Source organism: Hyphomicrobium sp., assembly GCF_035572195.1.
Taxonomy (GTDB): domain Bacteria; phylum Pseudomonadota; class Alphaproteobacteria; order Rhizobiales; family Hyphomicrobiaceae; genus Hyphomicrobium_B.
In genome coordinates this window covers 19,689-37,416 of the sequence record NZ_DATNBA010000055.1, presented here as the reverse complement: position 1 = coordinate 37,416, position 17,728 = coordinate 19,689, and the positions used below count along the sequence as shown (strand labels likewise).

The window sequence follows — 17,728 nt, the reverse complement described above, 5'->3', positions numbered from 1 at the left end:
ACGATCAAGGACCTGATCGAAGGCGCCAAGGCCGCCGCCGCGATCAAGGACAACAAGGAATGGAAAGCGGCGCGTCCGGCGCAGTTTGCCGTCGCGGAAGCGAACCTCGTCGACGAAGTCAAAAAACTCATCGCGCGGCATCAGGATTAAACGACGATGGCCGCTGTCTCTACGCGAAGTCTCGAAGAGCTTGAAGCGCAGGCGCGCGTTCTCTTGTCCGTCTTTACGAATGCGGACTATGAAACCGTTGCGCCGGCGATCATCCAGCCTGCCGACGTGTTTCTCGATGTCGTCGGCGAGAGCCTGCGCGCGCGAACCTACGTGTTCACCGATCCCGACGGTGCCGAGCTTTGTCTCAGACCCGATCTTACCGTGCCGACGTGCCGGCTGCACTTGGCGCGATATGCCGATCCCGGAACGCCCGCCAGATACTGCTACAACGGCGCCGCCTTCCGGTTCCAACCGCAAGCGGCGGACGCTCGTCACCCGCGCGAATTTCGCCAGGCCGGCATCGAACGTTTCGGCGATCGGGCGCGCGAAGAGGCGGAGGCGGAAACCGTCGCAATCGTGATCAAGGCTATCGAGTCGGCCGGACTGAAGGACTGGTCGATCCGTCTTGGCGATCTCGGTCTCTTTTCGAGCGTTCTTGATGTCGCGGGCTTGAGCCCGCGCTGGAAAAAGCGACTCGACGATGCATTCCTCAAGCCGTTGTCATTCCGCGAGGCGCTGAAGACATTCGCCGTCAGCGCCCGTTCGGCCTCCGCATCCGTGCCGGACGCGCTGCTGTCATCGCTTCGCCGCGACGACCGCGCTGCGAGCGAGGCCGCGGTCGCAGCCTACCTCGACGAAAAATCCATCGAGCTCATCGGCACGCGGGCGCTCGCCGATATCACCGCGCACTTGATAGGCATTGCGGAGGATCGCGAGGAGAAGCCGCTCGACGCGGCGGCCGTCGATCTCATCAAACGCTACGTTGGCGTATCGGGGCCGGCCACGAAGGCGGGGGCGATCATCGACAAGTTGCTGAACGGCTTGGGCCGTGGATCCGGCACCGCGCTTGAGGCCTATGACCGCCGCCTGGCGCTGCTCGCCAACTCCGGCATCGATCTCGACCGCGTGACGTTCTCGGCCGAGTTCGGAAGAACGCTCGCGTACTACACCGGGCTCGTCTTCGAAGTTCACTTGAAAGCGCATGGGCCCGAAAGTCCCATCGCGGCCGGGGGCCGTTACGACGGATTGATGCGAGCCGCGGGCGCCGGAATCGATGTTCCGGCCGTCGGCGCCGCCATTCATACCGAGCGTCTTTGGGATGCCGTTCGGGGAGGGGCGCAATGAGCAAGCTGACGCTCGCTATCCCTTCCAAGGGCCGGCTGATGGAGCAAACGACCGACATGTTCGGCCGCGCCGGTCTCGTCGTGCGCAAGGCCGGTCACGCGCGCGGCTATCGCGGTGAGATCGACGGTCTCGCCGATGTCGACGTTGTCTATATGTCGTCCGCCGAAATTGCAGAGGCGCTGAGGGCGGGAAGCATTCACCTCGGCATCACGGGCGAGGATCTCATACGCGAAAGCATTTCCGACGCCGAGACGCGGATACGTTTCGTGCAAAAGCTCGGCTTCGGCTTTGCCGACGTCGTCGTGGCGGTGCCGGAATGCTGGATCGACGTCACAACCGTTGCCGACCTCGAGGACATCGCCTTTCCATTCCGGCGGCGGCATGGGCGATGGCCGCGCGTCGCGACGAAGTACACGAACATGACGCGCCGGTTTTTTGCCACGAAGGGCTTTGGCGACTACCGGATCATCGAAAGCGCCGGAGCGACGGAGGGTGCACCCGCCGCGGGAACGGCCGAGCTGATCGTCGACATCACGACGACCGGCGAAACGCTCAAGGCTAACGGGCTCAGGATTTTGGATGATGGCGTCATCCTGAAGTCGCAAGCCAATCTCTTTGCCTCGAACGTCGCGGCTTGGACTCCGGCGCTCGAAAATTTGCGTGGTGCAATCGCCGATCAAATTGCCCATTCGATTCCTGGCAGTGTACGATCGAAGTAAGCAACCATTAAGATTGCCGGATAATATCCGCGCTGATGATCAGTGTTCATCAGATTTCGGCCGTTGTGGCGGGCGAATATCGCGACAACGGCGTGTTTGCTGAACCTGGTCAAATACCGTGTCCGCATTGCGTAATCGTCCCGAGCGGCCTGCATTCGGTCGCCGCCCATCGCTCCTCAACGCCGTTGTCTTGATGGAAGGCGGAGCGCCGCTCAGATGCTTTGTCGTCGATATCGGTGAAGGCGGCGCAGTTCTCGAGTTCTGGAAACCGTTGGCACTACGACCGCATTTTCGCCTGCAGTGGGAAGCGCTGGGCATCGGTGCCGAATGCATGGTGCATTATACCGAGGGCTCACAGGTCGAAGTGCGATTTACATCAGACGAAGGCCCGGCCATTGCGCGCCGGTTTGGTGCTCGCGTTGATGCTCCCGCGATCGAGGCGGCTAATTGCGTTCCTACGCTGCCGAAAGCGGCAGAGCATACGTACAAAAGAAGCGCTGGCGCCGATTTGGTGCGGAGATTACGCGACGCGCGGTGAAGCAGACTCCGCCGTCTCTCACGCGGAATCCGCAAGCAGGCATTTGAGAACGCCGTAGTCGTAACGTCCCCCGAGCGCGGCGAATGCCGGGCCGAGCTTACCCGTGTCGCGCGTTTCACAGCGTTCGAAGGCCGCCTCGATTTCATCGCGCTCTGCCGAGTCGAGCTGCACCGCGTCCGCTGACGCGATCAATCCGGCTTCGATCGCCTCGGCCAAATGCCCGTAAATCGTCGTCACTTCCAGGCTTCTCTCGGCGGCGATAGCCTCCGGGTCGAGCCCGCGCAGATGGCCGGCGAGCGTCGCATTGACGCTCGGCGACAGGCGGTTGACGAGCAGCGGGTGCTTCTTGAAATGCGAGATGGTTTCGAGAAAAGCCGAGCCGTAACGCGCGATCTTGCTGGCGCCGAGGCCGAGAATGTCGTGCAGCGCCGCGGTCGTCGTGGGCCGCTTTTCCGCGAGTTCGATCAGCGTTCGGTCCTGCGCCACGACATAGGGCGGTAGTTTTGCAGCCCCGGCGAGCTTCAGCCGCAGCGCTCTCAGCGCATCGAACAGCGGCTGGTTCTCGCGCGCAACTTTTGAGGAAACGGACGCGGCGCGTTTCGACGTCTTTGCGGCCTGCCGCGTCACGCGCATCAGAAAACGCTCTTCGCCGCGCAGCAGCGGCCTCGCGCGCTCGGTCAGAATGAGCGTGCCCATGCCCTCATCATCGCCGGTCAGATAGCCGGCCGCCGTCAACTGGCGAAAGAGCCCTTTCCACGTTGTCTGCGGCACATCCTTGCCGATGCCGAACACCGACAGGCGATCATGGCCATTGCGCAGCACGCGCTCATCGGCCTTGCCGGCAAGAATGTCGGCGAGATACGTGACGCCGAAACGCTGGCCGGTGCGATAGACCGCCGAGAGCGCCTTTTGCGCGATGACGGTGCCGTCTTCCGTGCGAGGCGGGGCGAGGCAATTATCGCAGTTGCCGCAAGGCGGCGAGTTCAGCTCGCCGAAGTAGGCGAGAAGCGCCTGCCGCCGGCATCCTGGCATTTCGGCCAACCCGACGAGCGCGTCGAGCTTTTGCCGTTGGACGTGCTTGAAAGCGTCGGCGCCATCGGATTGGGCGATCCATTGCCGGAGCTGCACGATGTCCTGCAGACCATAGGCCATCCAGGCGTTAGCCGGTTCTCCATCGCGACCGGCGCGTCCCGTTTCCTGATAATAGGACTCGATCGATTTCGGCAGGTTGAGGTGGGCGACGAAGCGTACGTCCGGCTTATCGATGCCCATGCCGAAAGCGATGGTCGCCACGATGATGATGCCGTCATCGCTCAGGAATTTCGTCTGGGCGGCGGCCCTCACCGGCGCATCGAGCCCGGCGTGATAGGCCAGAGCCTTGCGGCCTTTCGACGATAGCCACGCCGCCGTTTCGTCGACGGATTTGCGCGACAGGCAATAGACGATGCCCGCGTCGGTCGAATGTTCCGTCTCGATGAATTGCCAAAGCCGCTCGCGGGCGCTGGTGCTGCCAAGCTCGGCAATCGTGTAGCGGATGTTCGGCCGGTCGAAACTCGCGATGAACGTCGCAGCGTTCTCGAGCGACAGTTCCGAAATGATGTCCTGCCGCGTGCGCTCGTCCGCCGTGGCCGTCAGCGCGATGCGCGGCACGTTCGGGAACCGTTTTGCGAGAATCTTGAGCTGACGATATTCGGGCCGGAAGTCGTGACCCCATTGCGAGACGCAGTGCGCCTCGTCGATTGCAAAAAGCGCAATGTCGCTGCGTTCAAAAAGTCCCAGCGTCCGGTCTTGCACGAGGCGCTCGGGCGCGACGTAGAGAAGGTCGAGGCCGCCCGCCGCGAACTGCCGTTCGATTTTATCTTGCGTGCTGCGATCCTGAGTCGAATTCAGGTAGGCAGCTTTGACGCCAAGATCGTTTAGCGCGTCGACCTGATCCTGCATCAGCGCGATAAGCGGCGATACGACAATGCCGGTACCGCGCCGGACGAGCGCCGGAATCTGGTAGCACAACGATTTGCCGCCGCCGGTCGGCATCAGCGCCAGGCAATCGCCGCCATCGAGCACAGTAGCGATGATATCGCCCTGCAACGGCCGAAAGCCCTTGTAGCCGAAGACCCCTTCGAGCTTCGAACGCGCCGCGTCGAGAGGAGTCTCGGCGGAGGGCTCAAATCTGAGGGGAAGCGGCGCGGCGCGAGCCGGCATCGATGGAACCTATGCGCATGACATCAAGAACCGGACGCTAGTCCGATTCGCGCATTCCGCCCCACCGCGAGCGACAAAAATAAAAGCTAAAGTCTCTGATTTTGCGGGGATATTGCCGAACGGTGAGGTTTAAGTCGCTTTTCGGCACGCCTGTTCAGGATGGGTTCACGTTTGCCGGGCTAATGTCAAAACCAAGCTGGTGTCACATCCCCCCGTGCGCACCAGATGCTGCTGCGCCCGGCCAAGTCCCCGACCCCCCAGTCTCCCACTTGGCCGGGCTGCGGCGCGCTTCAAACCCTAAATTAGACCGCGACGTTGCCGCTAAGCTGGATGCGCTGGTTCGCGCCCGGTTCACGAACGAGGTCTGGCCCTACCATTTTGCCGAATTGCATTTCGCGGATGGCGCCATCTTTGGCGTTCGAAATCAAGTTGTTGGCGATCAGGCATTTCCCCGCTTCCGGCGCCCCCGTGACGGAGATGCCGACGCGCGCGCGTCGTATGACGTTGCCGGTCGCCGAAACGTCGCGCATGAACGTCCCCCAGCCGATCTGGATACCAACGGTAGGAGCATTTTCGATCGTGTTGCCGATGACGACCGCGTCGGCCTCGACGCCGATGCCTTCGCCGCGCTTATCATCCTTCTCGTGCTCTCGGCGAAAGAGGTTGCGGATCAGATTGCCTTGAATGACGGCGAGGCGGCCGCCTTCGTTGAAGTTGGTCACCGAAATGCCCGTGGCCGCCGCATCGACGAGATTGTTGGCGATCAATGCACCTTCAAAACCGAATTCGGCATAAAGCGCGACTTCACCGAGCCGTTCGCAGCTGTTTGCGATGATCTGGATGTTGGATGCCGCGTTGCCCCGCACCGCCGTGTAAACGCAATCGAAAATCCGGTTGCCGGTGACGAGAACGCTGCCGGCGCGGAAGACGTTGATGCCGTTGCCGTACTCGCCCGTGCCGCCGGCCGCATTGCGGATTTTCGAAATGCGGTTGCTGGAGACGATGGTGCCGTCCTCCTCGGCGCGCGACCGCCAGACGAGAATGCCGTTGTTGCCGCAATCGGTCACGATATTGCCGGTGATGTCGAGCCCGTGCGAGTCGAGGCTCTTCAGCCCGGCGTCGAGCGCATTGCTGATCGAAATGCCCTTGATGCACCCGCCGCACTCGACGAGCGAAAGCCCGATGCCGAAACTGTTTCGGATATCGAGATCGGCGAGATGCACATTTTTGCACCGCGATAGGTTGATGAGACCGTCGCCGCGCGATACGTCGAACGCTTTGTAGGCTCCGTCTAGCGAAATGCCGTCGAGCACCAGTCCGTCGGTCTTGTCGGCCGTCACGAACGCCGCTCCGCCCGCGAAGACCAGCGTTGTCGTCCGTGCGGTTCCGATAAGCCGCGTGCCGGCCCGCAGCCGCAGATCGCTGACAATGAATTTGCCCGGCGGCAGAACGAGCGGAATGTCCTTCTCGGCCGCCGTATCGATGGCGGCCTGCAAGGCGGCGGTCTGATCGCGATTGTCGTCTGGAGCAAGGTCTAGCGACACAGCGGACGCGGCGCGAGGAGCCGGTCCGCTTTCCGTTGCGCGCGCAGCGGTCGCGACGGCACCGAGGCCGAGGCCTACACCGATAAGGGAACGGCGATCGAGAGTCATTCAGCTGCTCCGGTTTTTGCCTTTTCAGAAGCAAACTTCGAGCCAGCGCGCCAGACGTTAAGTCGAGGTTAAGGTCGCGAAGCGGACACGGGTCCGAGCGCAAATTTTATGATTTCGAGGGCACCTGCAACGGCCTCGGCCAACGTGAACGGGGGCGTCATCAAGTCGGTAGGGATATGCACGAACCCGACCCTGCAATCGTCGCCCCGGCGCTCGGCGAGCGCAAGTGAATGATAAAGCGCGACATTGCAGAGATAGCCACCGGCGTCGTTCGAAAGGGATACGGGGTAGCCTTTGCTCTCCAGCGTTGCAGCGATCGAAGGGGCCGCAATGGTGACTGCGCGGACAGTCGGGCCGTTGTCTTCAAGGCTTGGCGAGCGCGGCACGCATCCCGCCGCATCGGGTGACGCTCGGCAGAAATTTTTGGCTTCAGTTTCAACGCGAAATCCGAGAGCTCCTGCCGCGACGCCGAAGTGCAAGGCCAGTCGCGGCGCGTGGCGGGCATGGAGCGACGCGATCAGCCGCGGCACGCGATCCCATTCGGTAGGCAATATGGCAGATGCGAAATGATAGCCCGGTAGATCGCGCCGGGCCCGCCGGACGACAGCTTTGACGAGATCGGCAGAAGCGTTTCGAGGCACTCCCGGGAACGAGCCGAAGCCGGTCAGCAGAACGGACGGGGGCAAGTTGGCCATGGATGGAATATAGGTCGTCAGCGCCCGCGTCTGAAAGTGATTACAGGGTCAATTTGGCGGAAGGCCCGATGAACTCTCACTGAAGTTTCATCATCGCCATGATGCGCTCGACGGCCAGAGTGGGAAGCAGCGTGCCGTCGCGGACAGAAGCTTCGATGCCCGGAAGCTCGGCCGCAATCTGCGGGTTGGCTTTCAGTGCCGCCATCAATCGGTTTTCGAGCATGTCGCGCATCCACGACACGGCCTGAGCCTGGCGGCGAGATTGGAATTCTCCCGTGGCGGTCATCTTGTTGCGATGTTCGAGGACCTTCGCCCAAAGTTCTTTCAGTCCGCGATTGTCGAGGCCCGATACGGTCACGACCGGCGGAAACCATGTCGCGCCGGCGGGTGTGAAAATCTGCAACGCCGCCTTGTAGTCGGCTGCGGCCCGTTCGGCGCGTTTGATGTTGTCGCCGTCTGCCTTGTTGATGGCGATCATGTCGGCAAGCTCGATGATGCCCTTCTTGATCCCCTGCAGGTCGTCGCCGCCGCCGGAAAGCAGCAGCACCAGGAAGAAGTCGACCATGTCGGCGACCGCGACTTCCGATTGGCCGACGCCCACCGTCTCGACGATCACCACATCGAAGCCCGCCGCCTCGACGAGCGCCATCGTCTCGCGCGTCCGCTTCGTCACGCCGCCCAATGTTCCCGAAGACGGCGAAGGCCGGATGAATGCATTCTTCTCCTGAGCCAGCGAACTCATGCGTGTCTTGTCGCCAAGGATTGAGCCGCCCGTCCGCTTTGACGTCGGATCGATGGCGAGCACGGCGACGAGGTGGCCGTCGGCAATGAGGTTCATGCCGAGCTGATCGATCGTCGTCGATTTGCCGACGCCGGGGACGCCGGTCATACCCAACCGAACGGCATTGCCGGTTTTCGGCAAGAGTTCTTGCAGCACGGCTTGCGCCAGTCGGCCGTGCTCGGGATTGGTGCTTTCGACGAGCGTGATGGCCCGGGCGAGCAGCGCGCGGTCTCCGGCGGGAATGCCGGTCACATAGTCGGCGATGGGAATACGACTGGCGCTAGCGGTGGCGATGGCCATGACTTTACGGGGAAATCCTAATTTTTGACGGCTTGAGCATGGGCAGGAACACGGCCCCCGGCAAGCCGGGATTTCGCCGCTGGCTGCTGTCATAGAGGACTGTTACGGAGAGTTTGTTGCCGGACGGGTCCGGGCCTCGTAAATTCGTTAAAATTGGTCCCGGGGGAGGGGTGGCATGGTTCCGCTTGCTGAATGTCGCTTACGACCGCTGCCTCGCACGCTATCTATTTTAGCGGCCCTGCTCGGCGCTGGACTGTTGGCCTCGGCCTGCAGCGAAGCGCCGAAGCTCGCAAAGGCGCCCACCTCGTATCCGACAACGAGCGAAGAGAAGGCCAGTCCGCCGCCGGAAGCTCCCGAAGCTAATAAATCCGACGAGGACGCTCGCCGGAAAGCAGCCGAGGCAGAGGAAGCCGAGCGGGTTCGGGAACTCAGCCGCCAGGAAAGCGCGGCCAAGCAAAAGCATTCGCGCCGCTACGAACCGGAGCCGGGCGCAGGCGCATCCGCGCCGGGAGCAGGTGCGGAGCCGAGCCTACCCGACACCAACGAGCCCTCCTACGATGCTCAGGGAGCGGCCGGAGGTGGTTCATCCGAAGTACCGCCCAATGAGTCGCGCGCAGCCGGCGAAAGTGCTTCGCCGATGCAACCCGAAATGCCATCGGGAGGCGCGGCACCGCCGAGCGACATGACACCTTCACCGCCCCCGCCGGCATCCGTCGGCCAAGGCGCGCCGCCTCCCACGATGGAACCCCCACCCGTCGCTGAAGCGCCGCCGCCACCTCCCGCCGCGGAACCTCCCGCAATGAAGCCCGGTGCTGCCGCACCGTCGCTCCCTTCACCGCAACCGAGCCTTCCGCCGCCCGTGGCGAGCCCGGCGCCGCCACCGCCCGCCGCGGCACGCGCGGCCCCGACCGCAGATCCCTCCAAGACCTATGACGTGGTGCCCGTCTTCTACGGCACGGACCGGGCGGTCGAACCCGATCCCAAGCGTCTGCAATTTGGTTCGGAGCGCGGGCACAAGCTGCAACTCGGCCGGGCTCTGATAACCGTGCCGTTGGCTCATAAAGTTCCGCATATCGAACGGCCGTGGCTGATCGAAATTCCGTACTTCAAGGTCAAGATCTACGAGGAAAAGGAAGACCCGGCGAAGCATTTCACGCTGCAGGAAATTTCGAGCCTGACGGAAGATCAGATGCTGGCGCTCGTCAAACAGCGCCTGGCGCAATCGTCGACGTTCAAGGACCACGCCTTCGTCTTCGTGCACGGCTTCAACACGTCATTCGATTGCGCGCTCTACCGCACGGCGCAGATCGCCTACGATCTGAAGTTCGACGGCGTACCGTTCGTCTACAGTTGGCCGTCGGGCGGCAAGGTCGCCAGCTATACCTACGATCACGGCAGCGTCGAGCAGGCTGAGCCGACGCTCGCTGAATTTCTCAACCTCGTCATACAAAAGAGCAGCGCCAAGTCGATCAGCCTCATCGCTCATTCGATGGGCAATGAACTTCTGCTTCGCGTACTCGAGCGGCTGAGACCTAAAATCCCGGATGGCGTCGTGATAAGCCAAGTGATCCTGGCGGCCCCGGATGTCGATCGCGACAAGTTCAACATCATCGCGCGGCAGATTACGAATTTCGCCAAGGGCGTCACGCTTTACGCCGCCTCGAACGACCGGGCGCTGGGTTACTCGGCAAAATTCTGGGGCGGCGTGCCGCGTGCCGGCGACGTCCCGATCACGGGTCCGCTCATCATTCCGGGCGTCGATACGATCGACGTGACCGCCGTTTCGACCGACGCGCTGGGACTCAATCACTCGGGGTATGCTGAAAACCCAGCCTTGCTCGATGACGTGAAGGCGCTCGTCGAATTCGGTCTGAGACCGCCCGACAAGCGGATCAAGAACGTGCTGACCGTTGAATCCGAAGCCGGCACGTTCTGGCGCTTCCAAGTCGCGAAGTGAGCGGGCAAAAGTTCAAACGCACGGGATTAAAAGCCCGCCACAAAACCTTGTGACCGGCGCGATCGCGCCGGACTTGTAAAGACTTCATTTACCCGGTTGCAGCACAGTCCTTCGTTACTCGTTAGAGTTTTCGGGGATTTTGTCATGCGTCGTCCTCTCGTGAGATCATTCGGTACTGCCTTTTTTGTGGGATGTGTGGCGCTCGTTGCGGCCGGTGCAATCGGCGAAGCCGCCGAAGGCGACAAAGTCGCGACCGCAGACTCGCAAATCGTTCCTGCCCCTGTTTCCGATTCCAAGGCAGGCGCCAGGAACCTCAACACGATCCCTGAAGATGGCCTTGGCGCCGAAGTTGGAATGGGGCCAAACAACCGTCTCGTGAGTAAGCTGATCGCGGCACGGCCCAATGAAGATCTGATCATCTGCGTCGCGGGCTGCTTCAGCGGACGCGATCGCGTCGTCTACGCGCAGCCGATCGAGAAACCCATCGCCAAGTCAGCAGCGGCCAATCCGGCCGCGCCCACCATTTTGAATGGCGATTCCGACGGTACGACCGGCAATGATGCCAATGCGGCATCGTTGATCCGGGGAAGCCAGTGAGTTCCGCCGCCGCGTCTGTCACTATTGACGCGGTGGACTGAAACCCGCGACGATCGTGCCGCACGGATCGAGCGGCGCAATACCATCATCGCATGCTAATCATGTCCTGTCGGTCGTCGACCGATCAGCTGAGCGCTTTTGCGCATATGGCTGATGAGTACGATCAATCCAGAACGCGGCACGCGATGATCTTTCGGCTCGTAATGACTGTTGCGCTCGTGTCTTCTACGAGCGCATTCGCCGTTGGCATTACGGCCAAGCAAGTCACTGAGATATTGTTTGCGGCCGACGCCGCCCGGCCCGCGGATTTTTCCGGCAAGGACCTGAGTGCGCTCGATCTCGCGGGTCTCAACTTCAAGCAGGCGCGGCTTCAAGGCGCCAACCTCTACGCGGCGGATCTATCGAGAGCCGATCTTGCGAAGACCGACCTCTCGGGCGCGCGCCTCGATGCGGCGAGCGTCACGCGCACCAATTTTTCCGGCGCAAATCTTTCGGGCGCTACGCTTCTGACGATCACGGCCTACGCATCGATCGAGCCCGATCCGGCAGATGCGCCAAACTTCGCGAATGCGAACTTATCGCGTGCGGACATTGCGGCGCGGCTCGACGGCGCCGACTTCAGCGGAGCCGATCTCAGCGGCGCGCGCCTCGGCCGGCTCGTCGCGACGTGGGGATCGTTCCGGCCGCGCGCCGTTCTCAACGGTGCCAAGTTTACCAGTGCCCGGATGCGTCGAACCGATCTCGGGGAGGCAATGTTGCGCTTCGCCGACTTTCGCGGTGCCGATCTGACCGAAGCGAATCTCAAAGGTTGCGATTTATCGAGTGCCGATTTTACCGGCGCCGACTTCACCGGAGCGGACGTTACGAACGCCGATTTCGACGGCGCCATCCTGAAAAACGTCAAAGGTTTGGCGGCTGCCACCGGTTTGCCGCAAGCCAGGAACCTCGCCAAGGCGCGCCGTTAGCTCGCCATCCCCGCGCCCCGACGGATCGCCCGGACGGCTTCGTTCTTACCTGCGACGGCCAGGCACCCTTGCTCCCCCCAACGCCTCGGCCCGCCGGATCGAAGGAGATTGTTCATGAAAAATCTATCGCGCGGCGCTTGGCTTGCGGTTGCGGCGGTCGCCGCTATTCCAGCAACCATCGCCATTGCAAAAACGGCCGACAACGCCGGTTGGCGGATGACGCCCGAGACGCGTTCGCGTCTTGAGGACGGCCGGCTTGCCATGGCCAAGGTGGCGCTGAAGCTCAACGCCGATCAGGAAAAGCTTTGGGCGCCTGTCGAACAGCAAGTGCGCGACACGTTCAAGGTGCGGGAAGAGAGACGCGCCGAACGGGCCAAGAAGCGCGAGGAACGCAAGGCCGAGAAGTCCGAAGGTGGCGAACATAAGCGCGCGGATCTCGCGGCGCGCTACGAGAAGATCAGCCAGAGAGTGTCGGAGCGCGCCGATCGGCTGAAGGCGTTCTCGTCGGCGTTCACGCCATTCTACGCGTCGCTTTCCGATGAGCAGAAAGACGTCCTGCGTCCGCTGATGCGTGAGCTATCGCCGGGCTTCGGCATGCATGGCCGTCATGGCCCGCGTTGGGCATTCGGCGGCTGGGGTCCCGGCGGCGGACCGCGCCATCACGGCTGGCACGGTGGAGACCGCGGCGGTCACGATCGCCAGGGTGCGCCGGGTATGCAGGATAACAGCCCGGATAATGACGGCGGCCCAGCCGATGTCGAGCCCGACAAAAAGGGCTGAGCCGATCATTCGTTGTCGACGTTGTCTTCTCCGCACTGGCCGGGCGCATTTGCCCGGCCTTTTTTATAGGCCGGGCTTAGTGCGGGTCGGAGTGTCAGGACGTGGGGTTGGGATTGCGGCCCGGGCGTGCGTGGCCGCGATCTTCGTCACGCCGGAGGAATTTCGGCGCGTCGTTACCTTTCCATCCGGTGCGGCTATCGCCGCCACGCTCGTTGTTACGCTTCATGGGCGCGTTACCGGCTTCACGTTTGGCGCCGGTCTCGCCGTTCCGGGGACGCCCGGTCTGTGCAGGACCGCCGCGATGCTCATCCGCGCGGCGTGCCGGGCGGTGTTCACCCGAACGATGCTCAGCGGAGCGTTCATTTTGGCCGCGCTGATCAGGAGTGCGTCGTTCGCCACGATGCGGGTTGGAAGGGGCGGGCCTATCCTGGCGGCCGGCAACTCCGAATACCGCCTTACCGCCCACATGGCCGTTGGACGGGCTCGATTGATCGGAATGACCATGGCGCGCATGTGCCGGGCCATTGTTCGGCCGATCGCCGTAGGGCCGGTCATCGTGCGAACGGGCTTTCGCGCCATCCTGCTTGGGACGTCCGCCGCCGCGATGGCCTTCGCCACCACGACCGTTACGCGGCGCGCCATCACGGCGCGGGGCGTTAGTTGCTTGATGCGGACGCCGCTCGGGCGACGGCAGGGTTTCGCCGCCGACGTCGCCGATGACCTCGATTTTCTGCTTCATCAGGCGTTCGATCGCCAGGATTTCCTTGCGCTCTGACGGATCGCAAAGCGAGATCGCGATGCCGCTGTTACCTTTGCGGGCCGTCCGGCCGACGCGGTGCACGTAGGTTTCGGGGTCGAGCGGCATGTCGAAATTGACGACATGCGTAATGTTTGAAACGTCGATGCCGCGCGCCGCAATGTCGGTCGCGACGAGAACGCGAACGTGGCCCGACATGAAGTCATTGAGCGCCCGCTGGCGGGCGTTCTGGGCTTTGTTGCCGTGGAACGCCGAAGAGCTGATGCTGGCCATCGCCAAACGCTCGGCGACGCGGTCGGCGCCGCGCTTCGTGCGCGTGAAGACGATGACGCGTTCGCAGGCCGCATCGGCAAGGATCGTGTGCAACCGGCTCTGCTTCTCCGGGGTGCGAACGATCATGACCTTCTGATCGATACGATCGACGACCATTGTCTTTGTCGACAGGTCGACGCGGAATGGGTCTTGCAGGATGTCGTAGGCGAACTTCCTGATTTCGGTCGGCATCGTCGCCGAAAACAGCGCCGTGCGGCGCTTCATCGGGATCAGCGAAACGATCTTCTTGATGTCGCGGATGAAGCCCATGTCGAACATGCGGTCGGCTTCGTCGATCACAAGCGTCTGCACGCCGGAAAGATCGCAGCTGCGCATGTTGACGTGATCGAGCAGGCGGCCGGGCGTCGCGACGAGCACATGCACGCCACGCTTCAGCGCGTTGATCTGCGGACCCTTGCTGACACCACCGAGCACGACGGCGCGGCGGATGTTCATGTTGCGCGAGAGGCTTGCCACTTCCTGATCGATCTGGATCGCGAGTTCGCGCGTCGGCGCCAAGATCAGGGTCATAACCTGCTTCCAGCCGAGCTCGACTGGATTTGCTGCAATCTTCTGCAGGATCGGGAGAAGGAACGTTGCGGTTTTGCCGGAACCTGTCTCGGCCATGCCGAGCAGGTCGCGGCCCTCAAGCTGCGGCGGCAACGCCTGCACCTGGATAGGTGTCGGCGTCGTATACCCGCACTGAGTGAGGGCACGCGAAAGAGGCTCGGCAAAACCGAATGCCTCGAAAGTCTGGATTGTCAAAGTAAAGAATTCCCAAGGGCTTCAAGCCCGTGCACTTGGTGCCGGGTCTCGTCCCATGGCCCACACCGGCGCTTTCGGGGTGTGGCCTTGTCTGAAGGATTGATCTGGATGCAGGGTCGAGCGCGGTAGGTTTAACCGCTTGAAGTGGCACGAGGACCCGAGCGCCATCGAAGAGCAATGAGCGGTGTATGAGGATGTTCGTGGGCCAAGTCAAGGCATTACGCCGTGACGTGCGGCTCTGCCGCGGTGCAAGATATCCCCTCTCACGGATTTACGTTGAGAGGGGGCTTGTCATCTCCCGCATTCTGCGATCGCTCGGCGCATCGCGGCGCTGACGCCGGGCTCAGTCATCGCGTGACCGGCGTTATCGATGATTTCGAGCCGTGCATCCGGCCAAGCCGCCGCCAGCGCGTAGGCGTTCTGAGGCGGACATAAAAGATCGTAGCGGCCCTGCACGATCGTACCCGGAATGCCTTTAAGGCTGTGGGCATCGGCCAGGATTTGGCCGGGCTGCAAGAAGAAGCTGTGGCGGATGTAATGGGCTTCGACGATCGGTGTCGGCGGCACGCGAGCACCTTCGCGGACGTCGCCGGTCAGCGTGACGTTTCGCGGCGCCAGCTCAGAGAGCGCGTGTTCGTAGGTGAACCAGGCGTGGGCCGCAGGGGCATGCACCGCCGGATCGGGATCGCCAAGCCGGGCGAGATAAGCAGCCAGCGGATCGGCCCGTTCGGCGGCCGGAAGGCGGTCTCGAAAGGCTTCGAATAGTTCGGGCCGGAACGTCTTCGGCCCGTCGATGAACGCCCACTGGACCTCGCGGTCGGTGCCAAGAAAAATTGCCCGAAGAACGAGACCCGAGACACGGTCAGGATGCTTTTGGGCATAGGCGAGCCCTAGTGTCGAGCCCCACGAGCCGCCGGCGACGAGCCATTTCGCGATACCGAAATGTTCGCGAATGATCTCGAGGTCGCCAACCAGATGACTGGTCGTGTTCGCGGTCAGCGACAAATACGGGTGACTGCGTCCGGCGCCGCGCTGATCGAGCAGAAACACGTGGTCGCGCGCCGTGTCGAATAGCGTGCGGTGCACGTGCTGCGATCCGCTGCCCGGGCCGCCGTGCAGGAACACGACCGGCCGGCCGCCTTTGGTTCCGACTTCCTCGACGTAGATCCAATGCCCGTCGCCGACATTGATCATGCGGGCGTCAAAAGGGCGGAGCGCATCGGGCAGGGGCTTCATTTTCGATCTGAGCTGCATCGCTATGTTCGGTGGGGAAAAGACTAACGGCCGCGGGCACCGCCAAGACCGTACGGGAGGCGTTATGCCACCCATCGCATGGGGAGGATAGCGCGAGCCAGTCGGCCTATGCGACGTGGAAGCACTGGCGGGTCGGCTCATTTAGGTCGAGGTTAGTAATCTCATAGTCTCCGGTAAGCGTAGTCTCGCCGGGGGACTTGGGACCGTCACATGGGTGAATTGCGTCGTCGGTAGCCTTTGGTCATTGACTCGCGGGACAGTGCCCCCAGATTACGCTGCGGCGCAAACAGACTGTTGGCGCTCGCCTGGAGCTGATCTCGGGGACGTGTCTGACGGTTCACTCTCGATCAAGATTAGAATTGATATCGGTGCGCCGATGCGCTGCTATCTTCGACTTAGCCTCATACAATTTCGGTGCATGAAATGAATGACAGGAGAACGACGATGATGAGGAGCGACCCGCCACGCGCGTCGCGTATTGTGGCCGCGGGCGCTGCCTTCGCCGCTGCGCTTGCTTTGAACTGCACCGGCCTCAGCGCCGCACGAGCAGACTCGGCGCCTCTGGTCGGCTCCTGGTCGGGCAGCGGTTCGATAGCGTTTGCGTCTGGTGCGAAGGAAAGAGCACGCTGTCGTGCCTATTACGCAAAGACCGGCGAAACGAGTTATCGAATGTCGGCGACATGCGCGACTGCTTCGGCCAAGGTCGATCAAACGGCAATGCTGACACGGACCGGCGCCCGCACCTACTCCGGAAACTTTTTCAATCAGCAGTACAATACCGGCGGCTCGATCCGCATCACGGTTTCTGGCGGCAGCCAGAGCGTGCGCTTGTCCGGCGAGGCAGGAACGGCGTCGTTCACCTTGAGGAAGCGTTAGACTTCATCAAACGCTAAGATCATCTGGCGCGGGGCTTTGTAGATACGGCCCCACGCCAGATGCTGTTCGACTAGCGGACCGTTCTTAGCGATGAGGGCGTATTGAGCTTGCGGGCATGCAATGCCATCGCGATCAGCGCTGCGCCGCCAAACAACATATTGATGCCGACCAGCAGTCCTATCGCCCACGCGGCGGAGCTCGGAAGGCCGAGAAAAATCATCCCACCCAACACCAGATCGACGATACCGCTGAAGAGCATCGCTCCCCAGCTTCCGGGCAGTTCCTGCCTGTGATCAAGCGCGAACATGATCGAGGCGATGCCTTCTATGATGAAGAAGGCGATCAGCACGAAAGTCAGCGTGATAGCGCCGCCGGCGGGTGAAGCGAGCAGTACGACGCCGGCCGCAATCGCAATAAGCGCGGAGACCAGAGACCACCAAAAGCCCGGCGCGGGACGCATTTGGAAGGTCGTGATGAGGCCGATAACTCCGCTGAAAAGCAATAGCCAACCGATCAACAGCGCGACGGTCAGGGTGGCGATCTGCGGAACAATGATTGCGGCTGCGCCCAGCAGCAAGAGAACGATGCCCTCGAATAAATATGATTTCCAATGGTCGTGAAGCGACGACGCAAGTTCTTGGCGAAAGAGGCTGATGCCGGATTGATCGATAGACATTGCCAACACTCCTTGATTGCCGATGGCGACCTTCGTCTCAACTCAAGGCCGAACCGATGCCAGGGCGGGCCCATTATTCCACTTCGGCGCAATTCGAACATTCGGATTTCAGCACTAAGCTAAACGTGTGACCGCTGGTTCAAATAGTGCCGAAGCGAGACTGCCGGTAAACCCTATTAACGAACGCCAGGACGTCGCCGCTGTGCATTAAACGTCGAGAAAGCAGTTGGTTACCGGGTTGATTAGCCTTGGGAACGGGGGGCGCCCCAAGTGCGTTAAGAAGCCGTTGTTCCTTGGAGTGAGTACGATGCATCCCTGGATGGCAGTTTGGATGTGGTCGATGACCATGTCCCAAGCCTGGCAAAGTTCCCTTTCAGGCGGAGAGTTCCTCGCAGCTAACGAGAACGATAGCGCTGAAGCCAAGCAGCTGGCGCCAATCATCATCAACGCCGGCGATTATTTGAAATCGGATGTCATCGAGCAGGTTTTGCCCGATCTCATTCTCGATCGGCTCGCCGATTTGCACTGGATGGAGCGTGAACCGGCTTTGGCCGTGTAAGTCACCGC

14 protein-coding genes and 1 pseudogene are annotated in these 17,728 nt (G+C 62.0%); 8 read left to right on the top strand and 7 right to left on the bottom strand.

Features of this window, described 5'->3' with window-relative positions:
• The first annotated feature begins 156 nt into the window (after positions 1-156).
• Together VN623_RS05455 and hisG are read left to right on the top strand one after the other, a co-directional pair.
• On the top strand, positions 157-1,335 hold the full coding sequence (locus VN623_RS05455) for an ATP phosphoribosyltransferase regulatory subunit (protein ID WP_325568923.1): 1,179 nt from the start codon (positions 157-159) through the stop codon (positions 1,333-1,335).
• A pseudogene (hisG, locus tag VN623_RS05450) lies at positions 1,332-2,021 on the top strand (ATP phosphoribosyltransferase); the annotation flags it as partial. The gene VN623_RS05455 and the pseudogene hisG, both read left to right, overlap by 4 nt.
• 589 nt (positions 2,022-2,610) lie before the next feature.
• Here hisG and recQ read toward each other — a convergent pair.
• From recQ to meaB, 4 genes are all read right to left on the bottom strand, one after another.
• Complete coding sequence (recQ, locus tag VN623_RS05445; protein WP_325568921.1) at positions 2,611-4,794, bottom strand: DNA helicase RecQ; 2,184 nt, start codon at positions 4,792-4,794, stop codon at positions 2,611-2,613.
• Between the two features lie 302 nt (positions 4,795-5,096).
• Positions 5,097-6,446: a TIGR03808 family TAT-translocated repetitive protein gene (locus tag VN623_RS05440; RefSeq protein ID WP_325568919.1), complete on the bottom strand. Its 1,350-nt coding sequence runs from the start codon at positions 6,444-6,446 to the stop codon at positions 5,097-5,099.
• Positions 6,447-6,514: 68 nt separating this feature from the next.
• Complete coding sequence (locus VN623_RS05435) at positions 6,515-7,141, bottom strand: pyroglutamyl-peptidase I (RefSeq protein ID WP_325568917.1); 627 nt, start codon at positions 7,139-7,141, stop codon at positions 6,515-6,517.
• Between the two features lie 76 nt (positions 7,142-7,217).
• The gene (meaB, locus tag VN623_RS05430; RefSeq protein WP_325568915.1) at positions 7,218-8,222 is read right to left on the bottom strand and encodes a methylmalonyl Co-A mutase-associated GTPase MeaB; all 1,005 of its coding nucleotides are present in this window, start codon (positions 8,220-8,222) and stop codon (positions 7,218-7,220) included.
• 175 nt (positions 8,223-8,397) lie between these two features.
• Here meaB and VN623_RS05425 point away from each other — a divergent pair, with 175 nt between their 5' ends.
• The 4 genes from VN623_RS05425 (at position 8,398) to VN623_RS05410 (ending at position 12,521) form a co-directional block, all read left to right on the top strand.
• Entirely contained in the window at positions 8,398-10,179 is a 1,782-nt protein-coding gene (locus tag VN623_RS05425; RefSeq protein WP_325568913.1) for an alpha/beta hydrolase, read from the top strand.
• Positions 10,180-10,323: 144 nt separating this feature from the next.
• Positions 10,324-10,776, top strand: a complete 453-nt coding sequence (locus VN623_RS05420; RefSeq protein ID WP_325568911.1) for a hypothetical protein — start codon at positions 10,324-10,326, stop codon at positions 10,774-10,776.
• Positions 10,777-10,961: 185 nt separating this feature from the next.
• Entirely contained in the window at positions 10,962-11,741 is a 780-nt protein-coding gene (locus VN623_RS05415; RefSeq protein WP_325568909.1) for a pentapeptide repeat-containing protein, read from the top strand.
• 114 nt (positions 11,742-11,855) lie between these two features.
• Positions 11,856-12,521, top strand: a complete 666-nt coding sequence (locus VN623_RS05410) for a Spy/CpxP family protein refolding chaperone (protein ID WP_325568907.1) — start codon at positions 11,856-11,858, stop codon at positions 12,519-12,521.
• Between the two features lie 94 nt (positions 12,522-12,615).
• Here the strand turns inward: VN623_RS05410 and VN623_RS05405 are convergent, their stop codons facing one another.
• Both VN623_RS05405 and pip read right to left on the bottom strand, forming a co-directional pair.
• Positions 12,616-14,355, bottom strand: a complete 1,740-nt coding sequence (locus VN623_RS05405; protein ID WP_325568905.1) for a DEAD/DEAH box helicase — start codon at positions 14,353-14,355, stop codon at positions 12,616-12,618.
• 291 nt (positions 14,356-14,646) lie between these two features.
• The gene (pip, locus tag VN623_RS05400) at positions 14,647-15,609 is read right to left on the bottom strand and encodes a prolyl aminopeptidase (protein WP_325568903.1); all 963 of its coding nucleotides are present in this window, start codon (positions 15,607-15,609) and stop codon (positions 14,647-14,649) included.
• A 444-nt stretch (positions 15,610-16,053) separates the two neighbouring features.
• On the opposite strand from pip, the gene VN623_RS05395 reads away from it, so the two are divergent.
• Complete coding sequence (locus VN623_RS05395; protein ID WP_325568901.1) at positions 16,054-16,485, top strand: hypothetical protein; 432 nt, start codon at positions 16,054-16,056, stop codon at positions 16,483-16,485.
• Between the two features lie 70 nt (positions 16,486-16,555).
• Here VN623_RS05395 and VN623_RS05390 read toward each other — a convergent pair whose 3' ends face one another.
• Positions 16,556-17,161: an HdeD family acid-resistance protein gene (locus VN623_RS05390; RefSeq protein WP_325568899.1), complete on the bottom strand. Its 606-nt coding sequence runs from the start codon at positions 17,159-17,161 to the stop codon at positions 16,556-16,558.
• A 340-nt stretch (positions 17,162-17,501) separates the two neighbouring features.
• On the opposite strand from VN623_RS05390, the gene VN623_RS05385 reads away from it, so the two are divergent.
• Complete coding sequence (locus VN623_RS05385) at positions 17,502-17,720, top strand: hypothetical protein (protein ID WP_325568897.1); 219 nt, start codon at positions 17,502-17,504, stop codon at positions 17,718-17,720.
• Positions 17,721-17,728: the final 8 nt, after the last annotated feature.

Coding starts and splice junctions, on each gene's coding strand:
- VN623_RS05390 (WP_325568899.1), bottom strand. CDS start 17,161: ATGTCTATCGATCAATCCGGCATCAGCCTCTTTCGCCAAGAACTTGCG.
- VN623_RS05395 (WP_325568901.1), top strand. CDS start 16,054: ATGATGAGGAGCGACCCGCCACGCGCGTCGCGTATTGTGGCCGCGGGC.
- meaB (WP_325568915.1), bottom strand. CDS start 8,222: ATGGCCATCGCCACCGCTAGCGCCAGTCGTATTCCCATCGCCGACTAT.
- VN623_RS05415 (WP_325568909.1), top strand. CDS start 10,962: ATGATCTTTCGGCTCGTAATGACTGTTGCGCTCGTGTCTTCTACGAGC.
- VN623_RS05455 (WP_325568923.1), top strand. CDS start 157: ATGGCCGCTGTCTCTACGCGAAGTCTCGAAGAGCTTGAAGCGCAGGCG.
- VN623_RS05440 (WP_325568919.1), bottom strand. CDS start 6,446: ATGACTCTCGATCGCCGTTCCCTTATCGGTGTAGGCCTCGGCCTCGGT.
- VN623_RS05385 (WP_325568897.1), top strand. CDS start 17,502: ATGACCATGTCCCAAGCCTGGCAAAGTTCCCTTTCAGGCGGAGAGTTC.
- VN623_RS05435 (WP_325568917.1), bottom strand. CDS start 7,141: ATGGCCAACTTGCCCCCGTCCGTTCTGCTGACCGGCTTCGGCTCGTTC.
- VN623_RS05425 (WP_325568913.1), top strand. CDS start 8,398: ATGGTTCCGCTTGCTGAATGTCGCTTACGACCGCTGCCTCGCACGCTA.
- VN623_RS05420 (WP_325568911.1), top strand. CDS start 10,324: ATGCGTCGTCCTCTCGTGAGATCATTCGGTACTGCCTTTTTTGTGGGA.
- pip (WP_325568903.1), bottom strand. CDS start 15,609: ATGCAGCTCAGATCGAAAATGAAGCCCCTGCCCGATGCGCTCCGCCCT.
- recQ (WP_325568921.1), bottom strand. CDS start 4,794: ATGCCGGCTCGCGCCGCGCCGCTTCCCCTCAGATTTGAGCCCTCCGCC.
- VN623_RS05410 (WP_325568907.1), top strand. CDS start 11,856: ATGAAAAATCTATCGCGCGGCGCTTGGCTTGCGGTTGCGGCGGTCGCC.